The sequence below is a fragment of the Streptomyces sp. NPDC051578 genome (assembly GCF_044454045.1).
Taxonomy (GTDB): Bacteria; Actinomycetota; Actinomycetes; order Streptomycetales; family Streptomycetaceae; genus Streptomyces.
In genome coordinates this window covers 169,722-185,959 of sequence record NZ_JBITDH010000004.1, presented here as the reverse complement: position 1 = coordinate 185,959, position 16,238 = coordinate 169,722, and the positions used below count along the sequence as shown (strand labels likewise).

The following is a 16,238-nucleotide window of genomic DNA, read 5'->3' as shown; positions in this document are numbered from 1 at the left end:
TGCGAGATCGCAGGTCTCACTTTGCAGTTTCGTCGGACGGGCCGGGTTGTCTCTGATCCCGTCCCGCCCGCTCGCTCTCGATGAGCTCGTTCAGCCAGCGCACTTCGCGCTCCACGGATTCCATTCCGTGCCGCTGCAGCTCAAGGGTGTAGTCGTCGAGCCGCTCCCGCGTGCGCGCGAGCGAGGCGCGCATCTTCTCCAGACGCTCTTCCAGCCGGCTGCGGCGGCCCTCCAGCACGCGCATGCGCACTTCTCGCTCGGTCTGACCGAAGAAGGCGAACCGGGCGGCGAAGGACTCGTCTTCCCAGGTGTCCGGGCCGGTGTGGGAGAGGAGCTCTTCGAAGTGCTCCTTGCCCGCGGCCGTCAACCGGTAGACGATCTTGGCCCGTCGCCCCGCGAGTGAAGCGGCGAGAGCGTCTTCCGGGGCGTTGCCGGGTTCTTCGATCAACCAGCCGTTGGCGACCAGCGTCTTGAGGCAGGGGTAGAGCGTCCCGTAGCTGAACGCCCGGAAGACCCCCAGTGAGGTGTTGAGCCGTTTACGAAGCTCGTAACCGTGCATGGGGGACTCGCGGAGCAGGCCGAGGACGGCGAACTCGAGGATGCCTGAGCGCCTGCTCATCCGCCTGCCTCTCTCCCGGCTCCGAGTTTATGTCGAGCTGATGTATCGACTCGATACATCCAGACGATAGAGCGGGCGGCTCGCGGCGACAAGGGGTGGGGTGGTGACCGGCGTCACATCACCAATTCGTACGATGCAAGTTGCCTGATTTGGGGTGAACTTCGGCACTGATTGGGTTTTGACCCTGCGTACTCTTTGCCGCATGACACCGGGGGAACCGGAATGTAACCGCCGCTTCCAGGCCACTCGCCTGCCCGAGGAGTAGTCGTTCGATGAGCGAGCACCGCCGCAAACCGCCGCAGCAGCCCCAGGGCGGCGGGCGCGCCGCGTCCCGCCGGGCTGCCCAGCAGCGCCCGGGCCGGGGCGCCGCGGCCGGACGTGACGTCCCCATGGCCTCACGCAGCGGCCCGCACGGAGGACCTCAGTCCTCCCACGGCAGCAGCCGGGCCGAGACACGCAGAGCCGCCCAGCGGGGTTCCGCGGGCCGTGGGCGGGCGGGAGGCAAGGGACGGCCGGACAAGCGGCTCATCAACTACCCGCGCTCCGACAAGGACGGCTGGCTGCGCTTCATGCCGTCCTGGAAGCTGGTGAGCGGCACCGTCCTCGGGTTCTTTGCTGTGATCATCGCCGGCGCCGGCATCGGCATCGCCATGGTCAACACCCCGGACGCGAACAAGGCGGCGAAGGCGCAGAACAACGTCTTCTACTGGGCGGACAACACCCAGATGGTCGCGACCGGCGGTTCGATGAACCGCCAGATCGTGCCCATCGACAAGATCCCCCTCTCGATGCGCAACGCCGTGATCGCGGCGGAGAACGAGAGCTTCGAGACGGACAAGGGCGTCGACCCCATGGGCATCGCCCGGGCCGTGGTGAACATGGCCAAGGGCGGCTCCACCCAGGGTGGGTCGACCATCACCCAGCAGTACGTCAAGAACACCTACCTCGACTCCAACCAGACGCTCAAGCGGAAGGTGACCGAGCTCTTCATCGCGATAAAGCTCGGTGTCTCGGTGGACAAGGACACGGTCCTCGCGGGTTACCTCAACACCGCGTACTACGGCCGGGACGCCTATGGCATCCAGGCAGCCGCACGTGCGTACTTCGGCAAGGACAGCGACAAGCTGGACCCCTCGGAGAGCGCGTTCCTGGCGTCGATGCTCAAGGGCCCCAACCTCTACAATCCGGACGGCGGCATCGGCTCGGCGGCCACCCCGAAGCTGAACGAGGACCGGGCCAGGAAGCGGTGGGCCTGGGTGCTGGACCGCGAGGTCGCGGTGGGCCGCATGGACCCGACCGAGCGGGCGAAGTACACGCAGTTCCCCGAGCGCATCGAAGCCGAGCAGGTCCGCAGCCTGTCCGGACAGACCGGCTACCTGGTCGAGACGGCCAAGCAGTACGTCACGAAGACCTTGCACATCACCCCGGACGACCTGGCCCGCGGCGGCTACCAGATCTACACCACCTTCGAGAAGCCGAGGGTGGACGCCCTGACCAAGGCCGTCGAGGACACCCGCAACGGCTTCATCAACGAGAAGGCACGCCCCGACACGGACACCTTCGTCCAGTTCGGCGCCGCTTCCGTGGACGTGAACACAGGTGCGATCGTGGCCCTGTACGGCGGCCCGGGCATGGACAAGAAGTACTTCAACAACAACGCCAACACCAGCGGCGTCCCGGTCGGCTCGACCTTCAAGCCGTACGTGCTGGCGGCCGCGATGGAGTACGGCACGAAGAAGTCCAAGGGCGAGGGCATCTCCGCCGACAGCAAGTACAACGCCAACGACCTGACAGTGATCAACGACCGGGACGGCAAGCCGCTGCTCGGCAAGGACGGCAAGCCCTTCCGCCAGAAGAACGAGAGTGAAAGGGCCTACGGCTACGTCACGCTGAACGAGGCGATGGAGAAGTCCATCAACGTGCCCTTCGCCCAGCTCGTCTTCGACGTCGGTCACAGCAAGGTCCGCGACGTGGCCGCCTCCACCGGCATCCTCAAGGATTCGATGGACCCGAACGACAACGCCTCGTTCGCCCTCGGCACCTCGACCCCCAGCGCCATCCGGATGGCGGACTCCTACGCCACCTTCGCCGCCTCGGGTACCCACCACGAGCCCTTCTCGGTCACCAAGGTCGAGAAGAACGGCACGGCCCTGCCGGGCTTCGAAGCCCCCAAGGCGCAGCGCGCCATGGACAACTCCATCGCGGACAACATCACCAAGGTGCTCAAGAACGTGGTCGAGAGCCCCGAGGGAACCGGTACCAAGGCGAAGAAGCTGGGGCGGCCCGTGGCCGGCAAGACCGGTACGACCGACAAGAACAAGTCGGCCTGGTTCGTCGGCTACACCCCCCAGCTCTCCACCGCGGTCACCCTGTTCCGCAGCGACCCCAGCAAGCCGGACCAGGGACTGATGTCCATGAACGGTGTGGGCGACATCGACTCGATCCACGGTGGTGACATCCCCGCCACCATCTGGACCGAGTACATGAAGGAAGCGCTCAAGGGCAAGCCCGTCAAGGACTTCCCGGAGGCCGAGGACATCGGCGTGGTCGCGGACGCTCCCGGCGCCCCCACCCCCACGCCTGCGGCGCCCACGCCTTCACCCTCGGCGTCCCAGTCCACGCCTCCGGCGAGCCCCTCGCCCTCGGGTTCCCCGTCCCCCTCCAAGGGCGGCAAGCCGAGCTGCCCGCCCTGGAAGGTGTGCCCCCCGGACACCAGCGGAGGCACCGACACCGGCACCAGCACCGGTACCAGCAGCGGCGCCGACGGCGGACCGGACGGCGGTACCACAGGGGCGCCGTCGCCGCCCGTCACCGGCAAACCGGGCCGCCCGGGCGGCACCAGTTGGGGCACCAGTCTCGGCACCGGGGGCTGATCCCCTCCACGCCCCACTCGACGAGGGCCGTCGCACCCCGTGCGGCGGCCCTCGTGCGTGCCCGGCACGGTACGGCAGGATGAGCCCATGACGAAGGTGCACGAGGACCGGCCCGTTCTGCCGACCCAGCAGGACGAGGTCGCCGCCGCCGGCAGTGAGCTGATCGGCGGCCCGTTCGGCCGCCATGCCCGGCTGGGCGGCCACTGGCTGACCCCGGTCCGCGTGGTGGTCCTCGTCGCGCTCGGCATGTTCGCGCTCGGCATGGTGCAGAAGGTGCCGTGCTACGACTGGGCGTGGTTCCGGGGAGCCGGCTCCCAGTACACCCACGCCTGCTACTCCGACATCCCGCACCTGTACGTGGTGCGGGGCTTCGCCGACGGCCTCACTCCCTACTGGGACCGGCTCCCGGGCGACATGCAGTACCTGGAATACCCGGTGCTCACCGGGCTCTTCATGCAGATCGCCTCCTGGATGACCCCCGGCAGCGGTTCGATGCAGCACCGCGAACAGATGTACTGGATGGTCAATGCGGGGATGCTGATGATCTGCACGGCGGTCATCGCCGTGTGCGTCGCCCGCACCCATCGCCGGCGGCCTTGGGACGCGCTGCTGCTGGCCCTGGCCCCCGCCTTCGCGCTCACCGCGACGATCAACTGGGACCTGCTGGCCCTCGCCCTGACCGCCGTCGCGATGCTGATGTGGTCCCGCGGCCGCACGGTGCTCTTCGGAGTCTTCGTCGGGCTGGCCACCGCGGCCAAGCTTTACCCGGTACTGCTGCTCGGGGTGCTGTTCGTCCTCTGCCTGCGGGCCGGGAAGTGGCGGGCGTTCGGCGGCGCCGCCGCCGGAGCGGCCGGCGCGTGGCTCGTGGTGAACCTGCCCGTCATGCTGTTCGCCTGGGACGGCTGGAAGAAGTTCTACACCTTCAGCCAGGAGCGGCCCATCGACTTCGGCTCCGTGTGGCTGTTGATCTCCCAGCGCTCGGGGAACCCCCTGACCGGCGCGAACACCTACGCAACCGTCCTCACCCTGCTGCTGTGCGCCGGCATCGCGCTGCTCACCCTGAAAGCACCCCGCCGGCCGCGCTTCGCACAGCTGGCCTTCCTCGTCGTCGCGGCCTTCATCCTGGCCAACAAGGTGTACTCGCCCCAGTACGTGCTGTGGCTCATCCCCCTCGCCGCGCTCGCCCGGCCGCGCTGGCGGGACTTCCTGATCTGGCAGGCCGGTGAAGTCCTGTACTTCCTCGGCATCTGGTTCTACCTGGCCTACACGACCAGCGGCGAAAAGCACCAGGGCCTGCCGGTCGAGGGCTACCAGCTGGCGATCGCCCTGCACCTGCTGGCGACCCTCTACCTGTGCGCGGTGGTCGTACGGGACGTCCTCCTGCCCGAGCGTGACGTCGTCCGGCGCGACGGCTCGGACGACCCGTCCGGCGGCGTCCTGGACGGTGCGCGCGACGTCTTCACGCTGTCCGACGCCGCGAGGGCGCCGCATGACGCGACGCCCCCGGAGGCACAACGGGTGGAGTGGGGGACCGGCCCCCGGCACTGAGCGGGCTCAGGCGTCGACCACCCGGTCGAACTGCGTGGTGGTGTGGCGCAGGTGCGCCACCAGCTCGTCGCCGACCTTCGGCTCCGTAGCGTCGGAGGGCACGAACAGGATCGACACCTGCATGTGCGGGGGCTCCGCGAACCAGCGCTGCTTGCCCGCCCAGACGAACGGCGACAGGTTCCGGTTCACGGTCGCCAGGCCGGCCCGTGCGACGCCCTTGGCGCGCGGCATCACCCCGTGCAGGGCCTTGGGAGCCTCCAGGCCCACCCCGTGCGAGGTACCGCCGGCGACCACGACGAGCCAGCCGTCGGAGGCGGCCTTCTGCTGGCGGTAGCCGAACCTGTCGCCCTTGGCGACGCGCGTGACGTCCAGGACGGCGCCGCGGTACTGGGTCGCCTCGTGGTCGCCCAGCCACAGCCGGGTACCGATGCGGGCCCTGAAACGGGTCTGCGGGAACTGCTGCTGGAGGCGGGCCAGCTCCTCGGCCCGCAGGTGGCTGACGAACATGGTGTGCAGCGGCAGCCGCGCGGCGCGCAGCCGGTCCATCCAGCCGATGACCTCCTCGACGGCGTCGGAGCCGTCCGGGCGGTCGAGCGGCAGGTGCAGGGCGAAGCCCTCCAGCCGCACGTCCTCGATGGCCGACTGGAGCTGGCCGAGGTCCTGCTCCGAAATGCCGTGGCGGCGCATCGAGCTCATGCACTCGATGACGACGCGGGCCCCGACCAGGCCCCGGACACCGTCCACCGAGGAGACGGACCTGATCACGCGGTCCGGCAGCGGCACCGGTTCCTCGCCCCGCCGGAACGGGGTGAGGACGAGCAGATCACCGCCGAACCAGTCCTTGATGCTCGCGGCCTCGTACGTCGTGCCGACGGCCAGGATGTCGGCGCCCATCCGGGTCGCCTCCTCGCACAGCCGCTCGTGGCCGAAGCCGTAGCCGTTGCCCTTGCAGACCGGGATCAACCCGGGGAACTGGTCCGCGATCTGCTTCTGGTGCGCACGCCAGCGCGCGGTGTCGACGTAGAGCGTGAGCGCCATGCCCGTCCGGAACCTCTCCGATAAGCCGCTGGGTGCGGCTGTGCTGTGTTTGTGGATGGGGCGGGTGCCGTCAGCGGCGCGACATGTAGATGTCGAGCGCCTTGTGCAGCACCTTGTTGAGCGGGAAGTCCCACTCGCCCACGTACTCGACCGCCTCGCCGCCGGTGCCGACCTTGAACTGGATCAGACCGAACAGGTGATCGTTCTCGTCCAGGGTGTCACTGATTCCGCGCAGGTCGTAGACGCTCGCACCGAGTGCGTACGAATCGCGCAGCATGCGCCACTGCATCGCGTTCGAGGGGCGGACCTCGCGCTTGTGGTTGGCGGAGGCTCCGTAGGAGTACCAGACGTGCTGGCCGACCGTGAGCATCGTCGCGGCTGCCAGCGGCTCGCCCTCGTGCGTAGCGATGTACAGACGCATGCGGTTGGGGTCCTCGGAGTTGAGGGCCGTCCACTGGCGCTGGAAGTAACTGAGCGGGCGCGGGCGGAACTTGTCGCGCTCGGCCGTGATCTCGTACAGGTGCTGCCACGTCGGAAGGTCGTCGTATCCGCCCTGGACGACCTCGACGCCGGCCTTCTCGGCCTTCTTGATGTTGCGGCGCCACAGCTGGTTGAAGCCCTTGAGGACGTCGTCCAGCGAACGGTTGGCCAGCGGTACCTGGAAGACGTAGCGGGGCTGGACGTCTCCGAAGCCTGCGCCGCCGTCCTCGGCCTGCTGCCAGCCCATCCGGCGCAGCTTGTCGGACACCTCGAAGGCGCGGGGCTCGATGACCGATGCCTCCACGTCCCGCAGGCGCTTGACGTCCGGGTCCTGGATGCCGGCCTTGATGGCGGCCGCGTTCCAGCGGCGGATGACGACGGGCGGACCCATCTTCACCGTGAAGGCGCCCTGCTGCTTGAGGTGGGCCAGCATCGGCTGGAGCCACTCCTCCAGGTTCGGGGCGAACCAGTTGATGACCGGACCCTCGGGCAGGTAGGCGAGGTACCGCTTCACCTTGGGCAGCTGCCGGTACAAGACGAGGGCGGCACCGACGAGTTCGCCGGTCGCGTCGAACCAACCGAGGTTCTCCGAACGCCACTCGTTCTTGACGTCGGCCCACGCCGGGACCTGGCAGTGGCTAGCCGAGGGCAGGCTCTGGAGGTAACCCAGATGCTGCTCTCGGCTGATGGTCCTCAGGGACAGGCTCATGCGGGGTGCTCCTCCGGCGGCTTCGCTGCTATGGCGCGAAGCCTACTGCGACGGGGGCGCCGCCCAACTGGGGGACGGGTCGGGCTCCGCCCGGTGCCGGGCGGCGCCCCGTCGCGGAGGTACCCCGGTCAGCCCAGCCAGCCGCCGAAGAGGCCGCCGTGCGCCATGCCGAGGAAGAAGCCCACGGCTGACGCGCCAAGCCCGATGATCAGCGCGAAGCGTTCGCGTGTCGTCTCCGAGATGAACTGTCCGTAGGCGCCGGTGATGATCCCGATCAGCCCGGTCCACGAGCTGAGCAGGTGCAGGTTGTGGAAGAACCCCGTGACGAACGCCACGACGCCGAGGATCACGGTGACCGCCATCAGGGTGTCCTGTAGCGGGTGGGGCTTGCCGTCGGTCGCGAAGAGCGAGATGGAGGACTGAGGTCGCATTGCCTGTGCCATCGGAAGGCACCTCCTGGCTGCCGCAGAGCGGTGCTACGGGGCCGCCTCCGGGGGAGCCGGGGGCATAGCACCGTGCACACCCGATGGATACAGAGTGTGGCCCACTCCTGCCGGATTTCAACCGGAAGGAGTCGAGCAGGTAGTCTGTACGGTCTGCGCGGTGTCTGCTCTGTGGACGCCGTGCGCACGCATCACGACCCTCCTGCCACGGAACGACCGTGGCCGCTGAGTCCAAAGGAGGTGGGTTCCACATGCGTCACTACGAAGTGATGGTCATCCTCGACCCCGATCTCGAGGAGCGCGCTGTCTCCCCGCTGATCGAGAACTTCCTCTCCGTCGTCCGTGAGGGCAACGGAAAGGTCGAGAAGGTCGACACCTGGGGCCGTCGTCGTCTCGCTTACGAGATCAAGAAGAAGCCCGAGGGCATCTACTCGGTCATCGACCTCCAGGCCGAGCCTGCGGTCGTCAAGGAGCTTGACCGACAGATGAACCTGAACGAGTCGGTTCTCCGGACCAAGGTCCTCCGCCCCGAGACCCACTGAACTTCGGTTCAGCGGTAATCGGGACCGAGTAGCACAGCAGCCCAGCAGCAAATCCCCGCCGAGAGGTTCATCCATGGCAGGCGAGACCGTCATCACGGTCGTCGGCAATCTCGTCGACGACCCCGAGCTGCGCTTCACCCCCTCGGGTGCGGCGGTCGCGAAGTTCCGTGTCGCGTCCACCCCCCGCACCTTCGACCGTCAGACCAATGAGTGGAAGGACGGCGAGAGCCTGTTCCTTACCTGCTCGGTGTGGCGGCAGGCGGCTGAGAACGTCGCCGAGTCCCTCCAGCGAGGCATGCGCGTCATCGTGCAGGGCCGGCTGAGGCAGCGGTCGTACGAGGACCGTGAGGGTGTCAAGCGCACGGTCTACGAGCTGGACGTCGAGGAAGTCGGCCCCAGCTTGAAGAACGCCACGGCCAAGGTCGCCAAGACCACGGGTCGCGGTGGCCAGGGTGGGTACGGCGGCGGTCAGCCGCAGGCCGGCGGCGGCAACTGGGGCGGAGCCCCCAGTGGCGGCGCGCCTCAGGGCGGCGGAGCTCCCTCCGACGACCCGTGGGCGTCCAGCGCGCCGGCCGGTGGCCAGCCGCAGGGCGGCGGCGGGGGCGGCTGGGGCGGAAGCTCCGGCGGCTCCGGCGGTGGCTACTCGGACGAGCCGCCCTTCTAGGGCAGCTCGCATCCCCACTTCTTGATCACACAGGAGAGACACAATGGCGAAGCCGCCTGTGCGCAAGCCTAAGAAGAAGGTCTGCGCGTTCTGCAAGGACAAGACCGCGTACGTGGACTACAAGGACACGAACATGCTGCGGAAGTTCATTTCCGACCGTGGCAAGATCCGTGCCCGCCGCGTTACCGGCAACTGCACGCAGCACCAGCGTGACGTCGCCACGGCCGTGAAGAACAGCCGTGAGATGGCGCTGCTGCCCTACACGTCCACCGCGCGATAAGGAAAGGGTGACCGACTAATGAAGATCATCCTGACCCACGAGGTCAATGGCCTCGGTGCCGCTGGCGACGTCGTCGACGTCAAGGACGGATACGCCCGCAACTACCTGATCCCGCGTCGCTTCGCGATCCGCTGGACCAAGGGTGGCGAGCAGGACGTGGCGCAGATCCGCCGCGCCCGCAAGATCCACGAGATCGCGACCATCGAGCAGGCCAACGAGATCAAGGCCAAGCTCGAGGGCGTCAAGGTGCGCCTGGCCACCCGTTCGGGTGACGCCGGCCGTCTCTTCGGTTCCGTCACGCAGTCCGACATCGCTTCGGCGATCGAGGCTTCTGGTGGCCCGAAGGTCGACAAGCGCCGCGTTGAGCTCGGCTCGCCGATCAAGACCCTCGGTTCGTACCAGGTCTCCGTGCGTCTGCACGCCGAGGTCCTGGCGAACGTGGGCGTCGAGGTCGTCGCCGCCTAAGTGCTGCGCATGAAGGGCCGCACCCCGCTGGGGTGCGGCCCTTCATCGTTTCCCAAGGCTCTTCGTTTCACGTGAAACCCTCTCGCTTCACGCGAGGGACGTTGTTTCACGTGAAACGGAGTGATGTTTCACGTGAAACAACGTCTCCGTTCGGCGTCAGCGGGTGGCGCCGGCGACCAGCCACCGGCCCGATCGGGCCCGCAGCTGGAGCGTCGCCATACGGACCACCATCATCAACGTCATGGCCCACCAGAGCGCGGTCAGACCGCCTCCCAGGCCGGGCAGGAGCAGGGCGGCCGGAGTGAAAACGGCCAGGGTCAGCAGCATCGCGCCGGCCAGGTAGCGCCCGTCGCCCGCGCCCATCAGGACTCCGTCGAGCACGAAAACGATGCCGCAGACCGGCTGGGAAACGGCGAGTACCAGCAGGGCGGGCAGTAGTGCGTCCTCCACGACAGGGTCGCTGGTGAAGAGCGGCACGAAGACGGGCCGGGCGAGAACGACCAGCAGACCCAGTACAAGACCGCCGACCACGCCCCACCGCACCATCCGCCGGCACAGGGCCTTGGCCCCTTCGGTGTCCCCAGCGCCGAGGTACCGGCCGATGATGGCCTGCCCGGCGATCGCGATCGCGTCCAGCGCGAAGGCGAGCAGTGTCCACAGCGAGAGCAGGATCTGGTGGGCGGCGATGTCCGCGTCACCCAATCGAGTGGCGACGGCGGTCGCGATCATCAGAATGGCCCGCAGGGACAGCGTCCGGACCAACAGTGGCGCGCCGGCTTGTGCACAGGCACGGATGCCTGCCATGTCGGGCCGCAGCGTGGCTCCGTTCCGGCGGGCGCCGCGAATGACGACACCCAGGTATACGGCGGCCATGGCGCACTGGGCGATGACGGTGCCCCACGCGGACCCGGCGATGCCGAGGCCGGCCCCGTAGACGAGCCCCAGGTTCAGCGCTCCGTTGAGGGTGAAGCCGCCGATGGCGACGTAGAGCGGCGTGCGCGTGTCCTGGAGCCCGCGGAGGACACCGGTGGCCGCCAGCACCATGAGCATGGCAGGGATGCCCAGGGCGGAGATCCTCAGGTAGGTGACCCCGTACGGGGCGACGGTGTCGGAAGCCCCGAAGAGGGAGATCAGCCACGGCGCGGTGGGCAGGACGACGGCGACGACGACAGCCCCGAGCAGCAGCGCCAGCCAGATTCCGTCCATGCCCTGGCGGATGGCGGACTGGAGGTCACCCGCACCGACCCGTCGGGCGACGGCCGCGGTGGTGGCGTAGGCGAGGAAGACGAAGACGCTCACCGCGGTGGTGAGCAGAGCGGCTGCGACGCCGAGGCCTGCCAGCTGGGGGGTCCCGAGGTGCCCGACGATGGCGCTGTCGGCCATCACGAAGAGCGGCTCGGCGACGAGCGCGCCGAAGGCCGGGAGGGCGAGCGCGAGGATCTCGCGGTCGTGCCGTCTCGGGCCCGCTTCCGGTGCTGTGGAGGCCAGTTTCATACGCCCAATCTAATCTTCCACAGGTAATGGATACAACCCGTCTAGGACCCTTACTTGACCGTTGACTTGGGAGTTCTCCGCACCCCTTTGGAGGCGATCTTGAGACAGTGGCCAAGAATTTTCTCCCTCACAACCTGAGGAAGAAGAAAATGCAGGTCAACGGCCTACCGGGGGCGGTCGGGTGATTTTGTCCACAGCGTCGTCCCCTGCTCCGTGCACAGCTTCGGCCGACTTACCCACAGCATTGGCGCCGTCATCCACATCTCATCCACACAGCCTGTGGATAACAAGATTGGCTGACGTCGTCCGCGGCCCTACCGTTGTGCGTTGCCCCGATGCGCCGACAGCCGATCCGGGGTCCCCGAATGTCAGAGCCGTGCCCTAGAAAGAGTGGCACGGCGAGGTCCGCGTTGCGGACGGGAGGAGGCGGCCCGGTGAGTATGCCCGAGCCCATGGACGACCCCTGGGCCGACAGCGGTCCGGGTGACCGTCTGCCCGCCCGCTCGCGCCGCAACGGTGACAGCCGCGGCCGCGGAGACGGCGAGCAGGACCGAGGGCGCGAGGGCGGCTCCTGGGACGGCGGGGGCGGCGGCTTCGAGCGCGTCCCGCCCCAGGACCTCGATGCCGAGCAGTCGGTCCTCGGCGGCATGCTGCTGTCCAAGGACGCCATCGCCGACGTGGTCGAGGTGCTCAAGGGACACGACTTCTACCGGCCGTCGCACGAGACGATCTACCAGGCCATTCTCGACCTCTACGCCAAGGGCGAGCCCGCCGACCCGATCACCGTCGGCGCCGAGCTGACCCGGCGCGGTGAGATCAGCAAGGTGGGCGGCGCCGCGTACCTGCACACCCTGGTGCAGTCCGTACCGACGGCGGCGAACGCCGAGTACTACGCGGAGATCGTCCACGAGAGAGCCGTGCTGCGCCGCCTGGTCGCTGCCGGCACGAAGATCACACAGATGGGATACGCGGCCGACGGCGACGTCGACGAGATCGTCAACAGCGCCCAAGCCGAGATCTACGCCGTCACCGAGCAGCGGACGTCTGAGGACTACCTGCCGCTGGGCGACATCATGGAGGGCGCTCTCGACGAGATCGAGGCGATCGGCTCGCGCAGCGGCCAGATGTCCGGCGTACCCACGGGCTTCACCGACCTCGACTCCCTGACCAACGGCCTGCACCCCGGTCAGATGATCGTCATCGCGGCACGTCCCGCCATGGGTAAGTCGACGCTCGCCCTCGACTTCGCCCGTGCCTGCTCCATCAAGAGCAACCTGCCCAGCGTGATCTTCTCCCTCGAAATGGGCCGCAACGAGATCGCGATGCGCCTCCTCTCGGCGGAAGCCAGGGTCGCTCTGCACCACATGCGCTCCGGCACCATGACGGACGACGACTGGACCCGGCTGGCCCGTCGGATGCCCGACGTCTCCGCCGCGCCCCTGTACATCGACGACTCACCCAACCTGTCGATGATGGAGATCCGAGCCAAGTGCCGTCGGCTCAAGCAGCGGAACGACCTCTCGCTCGTCGTCATCGACTACCTCCAGCTGATGCAGTCCGGCGGCTCGCGCCGTCCCGAAAGCCGCCAGCAGGAGGTCTCGGACATGTCCCGAAACCTCAAGCTGCTGGCGAAGGAGCTGGAGGTCCCGGTGATCGCGCTGTCCCAGCTGAACCGTGGACCCGAGCAGCGCACGGACAAGAAGCCGATGGTCTCCGACCTGCGTGAGTCGGGCTCGATCGAGCAGGACGCGGACATGGTCATCCTGTTGCACCGTGAGGACGCGTACGAGAAGGAGTCACCCCGCGCGGGCGAGGCCGACCTGATCGTGGCCAAGCACCGTAACGGTCCGACGGCGACGATCACCGTGGCCTTCCAGGGACACTATTCGCGGTTCGTGGACATGGCCAACACGTAGCATCCGATCATGGCTGCTGTATCCGAGGACCACCGACTGCTTCCCTCCACCCGGCGCGCGCTGACGCACCGGATCGCCCTGGCGCAGAGCGAGGGGCGTGCTCCGTCCGTCGTCGCCGCTGTCGTGCGTGGCGGGGAGGTGGTCTGGGAAGGGTCCCGGACCTGCGTCCAAGGGCACGGTCCGGACGGGAACGTGCAGTACCGGATCGGGTCGATCACCAAGACGTTCACCGCCGTACTGGTGATGCGCCTGCGGGACGAAGGACTGCTGGAACTCGGCGACCCGCTGGAGAAGCACCTGCCGGGCACCGGGGCCGGAGAGGTGACCGTCCGCCAGTTGCTCGCCCACACGGGCGGCTTGGCGGCGGAGACGCCGGGCGAGTGGTGGGAGCGCACGCCGGCCGGGCTGCGACCGACGATCGGTGATGTGCTGGGAGAGGCGCCGTTCCGTTTCGAGCCGGGCTTGCGACACCACTATTCCAACCCGGGTTACACGCTGCTCGGTTCGCTCGTCGAGGCGCTGCGCGGCACGTCCTGGGAGGAGGTGCTCCGGGCGGAGGTGCTGGAGCCCCTGGGTCTGGACCGTACGACGGTCGGTCCGCAGTCGCCGCGCGCCGGAGGCTGGGCGGTGCATCCCTGGGCGGACGTGATGATGCCCGAGCCCGTCGAGGACCTCGGGATCATGGCCTCGGCCGGTCAGCTGTGGTCCACCACCACGGATCTGGCCCGGTTCGCGGTGTTCCTCGTACGGGGCGACGCCCGCGTACTGAGCGCGGAATCTCTCCGCGAGATGCGCACGCCGGCGGTGGCCCCCGAGCCGGGTGCCACCGCGAACGGCTACGGACTCGGACTGCAGGTACTGGACCACGGGGGGCGCGCGCTCGCCGGACACGGCGGATCACTGCCCGGGTTCGTCGCGGGGCTGTGGCTGAGTGAGGCGGACGACGTGGCCGCGGTGGTGCTGGCGAACTGCACGTCCGGAGTGCCCGCCACCACCGTCGCGGTGGACCTGGTCGGCATCGTGGCGGAGGCCGAGCCGCGTATCCCCGAGCCGTGGCGGCCCTTCCTCGGTTCGGATCCGGTGGCGCTCGAGCTGTGCGGCCCCTGGTACTGGGGCACGGCGCCCCAGGTGGTGCGGCTGACATCGGACGGGCTCCTGGAGCTGGGCCCGATGGGACCGACGGGTCGCACCGCCAGGTTCCGCGCGGAGCAGGACGGCAGCTGGACGGGTCTGAACGGCTATTACGCGGGTGAGACGCTGCGCGCGGTACGGCGGGCGGATGGTTCTGTGAGCCACCTCGACCTCGGTTCGTTCGTCTTCACGCGGGAGCCGTACGACGCCGGGGCTCCGGTTCCCGGTGGAGTGGACCCACAGGGCTGGCGCGGCATCGGCTAGCAGGGGGGGGCCGCACGGGCGGGAAGGGGGCGGCCGCCGCTCAGGAGACCAGCCCGTCGGGAGACCGACTCGTCAGGAGACCAGCTCGCGCTCCAGCGGGGTGCGGAAACGCGGGGTGATCCTGGCGTCCCCGATCCATTCGGCGAGGCGGCCGGCCTCTGCGGTCACGGCCCGCTCGGCCGCCTTGCCGGGGCTCCCCAGCAGCCGCCAGACGATGCGCCCGTCGCCGCGCTGGGCCCAGCCGCCGACGATCTCCCCGTTCCACCACACGGTCGGGCCGATGTTGCCGGCGTAGTCGAACAGGGCTGCCCGATAGCCGGGATCCAGATGGAACCCGCGGTCGGCCCAGCCCATTCCACTGGGGTCGAGCGCCGGAAGCAGCGCGACCCAAGGCTCCGGAGCGGGCTCGGGGAGGGTGTCGCCGGGGCTGACGAGGGCGGTGGCGCCGTCTTCCAGGCGGACGTGTTCTGCGCCGGTGGCGGCCAAGGCCTTGCGCGCGTCGGTCAGCGTCCAGCCCGTCCACCACTTGAAGTCGGCCTCGGTGGCCGGTCCGTACGCGCGCAGCCACCGGCGGGCGATCTCAGCGCGGGCCTCGGCAACCGGGACGGCCGGCCAAGGCTCGGTGTGGACCCAGCGGTACTGGCTGGAGGTCCATGTCCCGCGGGGACGGTCGCGCCGGATCCGGCCGTCGGCCGCCAGGAGACGGATGACTCGGGTCGCGACACCCGTCTGCGCCTCGTACTTCTTGCCCCGGCCCACGGTGATCTTCTGACGCAGAGCGGGTACGGCGGTCGACAGCTGGCCGCCGGTGGAAGGACCTCGGGCGTCGAGTGCGTCGAGTGTGGCCTTCTCCGCCTCGGCCAGCCAGGCGGCATCGAGTCCTTGCCCGTCTTCTTCGAGGTGCTTGAGGAGGCTCCGGCGTTCCTTGACCGCGATGGCCCGGGCCGTGGACGCGTCGACGTAGGGCGCGAGTTCGGTGGAGACGGCGAACAGGGTGTTGCGCATGCTCAGCAGGCGGACCAGGCTCACGTCCCCGTACAGCGCCCGTTCGATCGTGGCGGGATCGCCTTCGGTGAGCCGTGCGCGGGCGGAGAGGAAGACGGTCGCGGCATCGGTGGCGTGCAGGGCGACGACGGCGTCCGCCGCCTGGGGCACCGTGGCCGCGCGCGCCGAAGGAGCCAGGCGGTGGCGGTGGCCCAGCCGGTGGCGGCGCTCGGCCTGTGTGATCAGAGGGAGGGAGGGACTCACGCTCCTGATCGTAGGCCGGGCCACGGACAGCGGCCCGGCCTGTGGAGCGATCCGTCAGAGCGCGAGCTTGAATCCGACGTGGGAGGCGGTGAAGCCGAGTCGTTCGTAGAAACGGTGAGCGTCGGTCCGTGTGACGTCCGAGGTGAGCTGGACCAGCGCACAGTTCTCCTGGCGGGACCGCTCGATCGCCCATTCGATGAACCGTGTGCCCAGTCCGCTGCCACGTTCATCGGCATGAACGCGAACACCTTCGATGATGGAGCGAGTCGCGCCCCTCCGGGACAGACCGGCGACGATGGTGAGCTGGAGGGTACCTACGACCCGCTCCCCACGGACGGCCACCACCACGTGCTGGTCAGGATCGTCCGACAGCTGCTCGAGGGCCGCGATGTAGGGGGTCAGGTCGTCCGGGGATTCGCGGGCCGCCCCGAGCGGGTCGTCGGCGAGCATCGAGATGATGGCGGGCAGGTCGGTTTCGGTCGCGGGGCGGATGACCAGCTCGGTGTCGTCGGCCATGGTGGTTC

Annotated in this window: 15 protein-coding genes; 8 read left to right on the top strand and 7 right to left on the bottom strand. The window is 68.8% G+C overall.

The window, feature by feature from the left end; all coding sequences use genetic code 11:
- Nucleotides 1–16: 16 nt before the first annotated feature.
- Nucleotides 17–619 (bottom strand): helix-turn-helix transcriptional regulator, encoded by a 603-nt coding sequence (locus tag ACIA6C_RS19960; RefSeq protein ID WP_399277558.1) that lies wholly within the window; start codon nucleotides 617–619, stop codon nucleotides 17–19.
- 272 nt (nucleotides 620–891) lie between these two features.
- On the opposite strand from ACIA6C_RS19960, the gene ACIA6C_RS19955 reads away from it, so the two are divergent.
- Complete coding sequence (locus tag ACIA6C_RS19955) at nucleotides 892–3,492, top strand: transglycosylase domain-containing protein (protein ID WP_399277556.1); 2,601 nt, start codon at nucleotides 892–894, stop codon at nucleotides 3,490–3,492.
- Nucleotides 3,493–3,579: 87 nt separating this feature from the next.
- Nucleotides 3,580–5,040 (top strand): glycosyltransferase 87 family protein, encoded by a 1,461-nt coding sequence (locus ACIA6C_RS19950; RefSeq protein WP_361130813.1) that lies wholly within the window; start codon nucleotides 3,580–3,582, stop codon nucleotides 5,038–5,040.
- Nucleotides 5,041–5,046: 6 nt separating this feature from the next.
- On the opposite strand, the gene ACIA6C_RS19945 is transcribed toward ACIA6C_RS19950, so the two are convergent.
- From ACIA6C_RS19945 to ACIA6C_RS19935, 3 genes are all read right to left on the bottom strand, one after another.
- Nucleotides 5,047–6,078, bottom strand: a complete 1,032-nt coding sequence (locus ACIA6C_RS19945) for an alanine racemase (RefSeq protein ID WP_361130816.1) — start codon at nucleotides 6,076–6,078, stop codon at nucleotides 5,047–5,049.
- 70 nt (nucleotides 6,079–6,148) lie between these two features.
- The gene (locus ACIA6C_RS19940) at nucleotides 6,149–7,267 is read right to left on the bottom strand and encodes a peptidoglycan bridge formation glycyltransferase FemA/FemB family protein (protein WP_361130819.1); all 1,119 of its coding nucleotides are present in this window, start codon (nucleotides 7,265–7,267) and stop codon (nucleotides 6,149–6,151) included.
- 128 nt (nucleotides 7,268–7,395) lie between these two features.
- Nucleotides 7,396–7,710 (bottom strand): hypothetical protein, encoded by a 315-nt coding sequence (locus ACIA6C_RS19935; RefSeq protein ID WP_361130822.1) that lies wholly within the window; start codon nucleotides 7,708–7,710, stop codon nucleotides 7,396–7,398.
- A gap of 251 nt (nucleotides 7,711–7,961) precedes the next feature.
- Between ACIA6C_RS19935 and rpsF the strand changes: the two genes are divergently transcribed.
- The 4 genes from rpsF (at nucleotide 7,962) to rplI (ending at nucleotide 9,661) form a co-directional block, all read left to right on the top strand.
- Nucleotides 7,962–8,252, top strand: coding sequence for a 30S ribosomal protein S6 (rpsF, locus tag ACIA6C_RS19930; protein WP_004950685.1), 291 nt, complete (start codon nucleotides 7,962–7,964; stop codon nucleotides 8,250–8,252).
- Between the two features lie 73 nt (nucleotides 8,253–8,325).
- Nucleotides 8,326–8,916, top strand: a complete 591-nt coding sequence (locus tag ACIA6C_RS19925; protein ID WP_361130827.1) for a single-stranded DNA-binding protein — start codon at nucleotides 8,326–8,328, stop codon at nucleotides 8,914–8,916.
- 43 nt (nucleotides 8,917–8,959) lie between these two features.
- Nucleotides 8,960–9,196: a 30S ribosomal protein S18 gene (gene rpsR / locus ACIA6C_RS19920; protein WP_005315025.1), complete on the top strand. Its 237-nt coding sequence runs from the start codon at nucleotides 8,960–8,962 to the stop codon at nucleotides 9,194–9,196.
- Between the two features lie 18 nt (nucleotides 9,197–9,214).
- Complete coding sequence (gene rplI, locus ACIA6C_RS19915; protein WP_136210369.1) at nucleotides 9,215–9,661, top strand: 50S ribosomal protein L9; 447 nt, start codon at nucleotides 9,215–9,217, stop codon at nucleotides 9,659–9,661.
- Nucleotides 9,662–9,817: 156 nt separating this feature from the next.
- Here rplI and ACIA6C_RS19910 read toward each other — a convergent pair whose 3' ends face one another.
- Nucleotides 9,818–11,155 (bottom strand): MATE family efflux transporter, encoded by a 1,338-nt coding sequence (locus ACIA6C_RS19910; RefSeq protein WP_399277552.1) that lies wholly within the window; start codon nucleotides 11,153–11,155, stop codon nucleotides 9,818–9,820.
- A gap of 452 nt (nucleotides 11,156–11,607) precedes the next feature.
- On the opposite strand from ACIA6C_RS19910, the gene dnaB reads away from it, so the two are divergent.
- Together dnaB and ACIA6C_RS19900 are read left to right on the top strand one after the other, a co-directional pair.
- On the top strand, nucleotides 11,608–13,071 hold the full coding sequence (gene dnaB, locus ACIA6C_RS19905) for a replicative DNA helicase (protein WP_361131143.1): 1,464 nt from the start codon (nucleotides 11,608–11,610) through the stop codon (nucleotides 13,069–13,071).
- Nucleotides 13,072–13,080: 9 nt separating this feature from the next.
- Nucleotides 13,081–14,466, top strand: coding sequence for a serine hydrolase domain-containing protein (locus tag ACIA6C_RS19900; RefSeq protein ID WP_399277550.1), 1,386 nt, complete (start codon nucleotides 13,081–13,083; stop codon nucleotides 14,464–14,466).
- A gap of 72 nt (nucleotides 14,467–14,538) precedes the next feature.
- Here ACIA6C_RS19900 and ACIA6C_RS19895 read toward each other — a convergent pair whose 3' ends face one another.
- Nucleotides 14,539–15,714: a winged helix DNA-binding domain-containing protein gene (locus tag ACIA6C_RS19895; protein ID WP_399277548.1), complete on the bottom strand. Its 1,176-nt coding sequence runs from the start codon at nucleotides 15,712–15,714 to the stop codon at nucleotides 14,539–14,541.
- Between the two features lie 54 nt (nucleotides 15,715–15,768).
- Nucleotides 15,769–16,230 carry a GNAT family N-acetyltransferase gene (locus ACIA6C_RS19890; protein WP_399277545.1) on the bottom strand — a complete coding sequence of 154 codons (462 nt, stop codon included), beginning with the start codon at nucleotides 16,228–16,230 and terminating at the stop codon, nucleotides 15,769–15,771.
- Nucleotides 16,231–16,238: the final 8 nt, after the last annotated feature.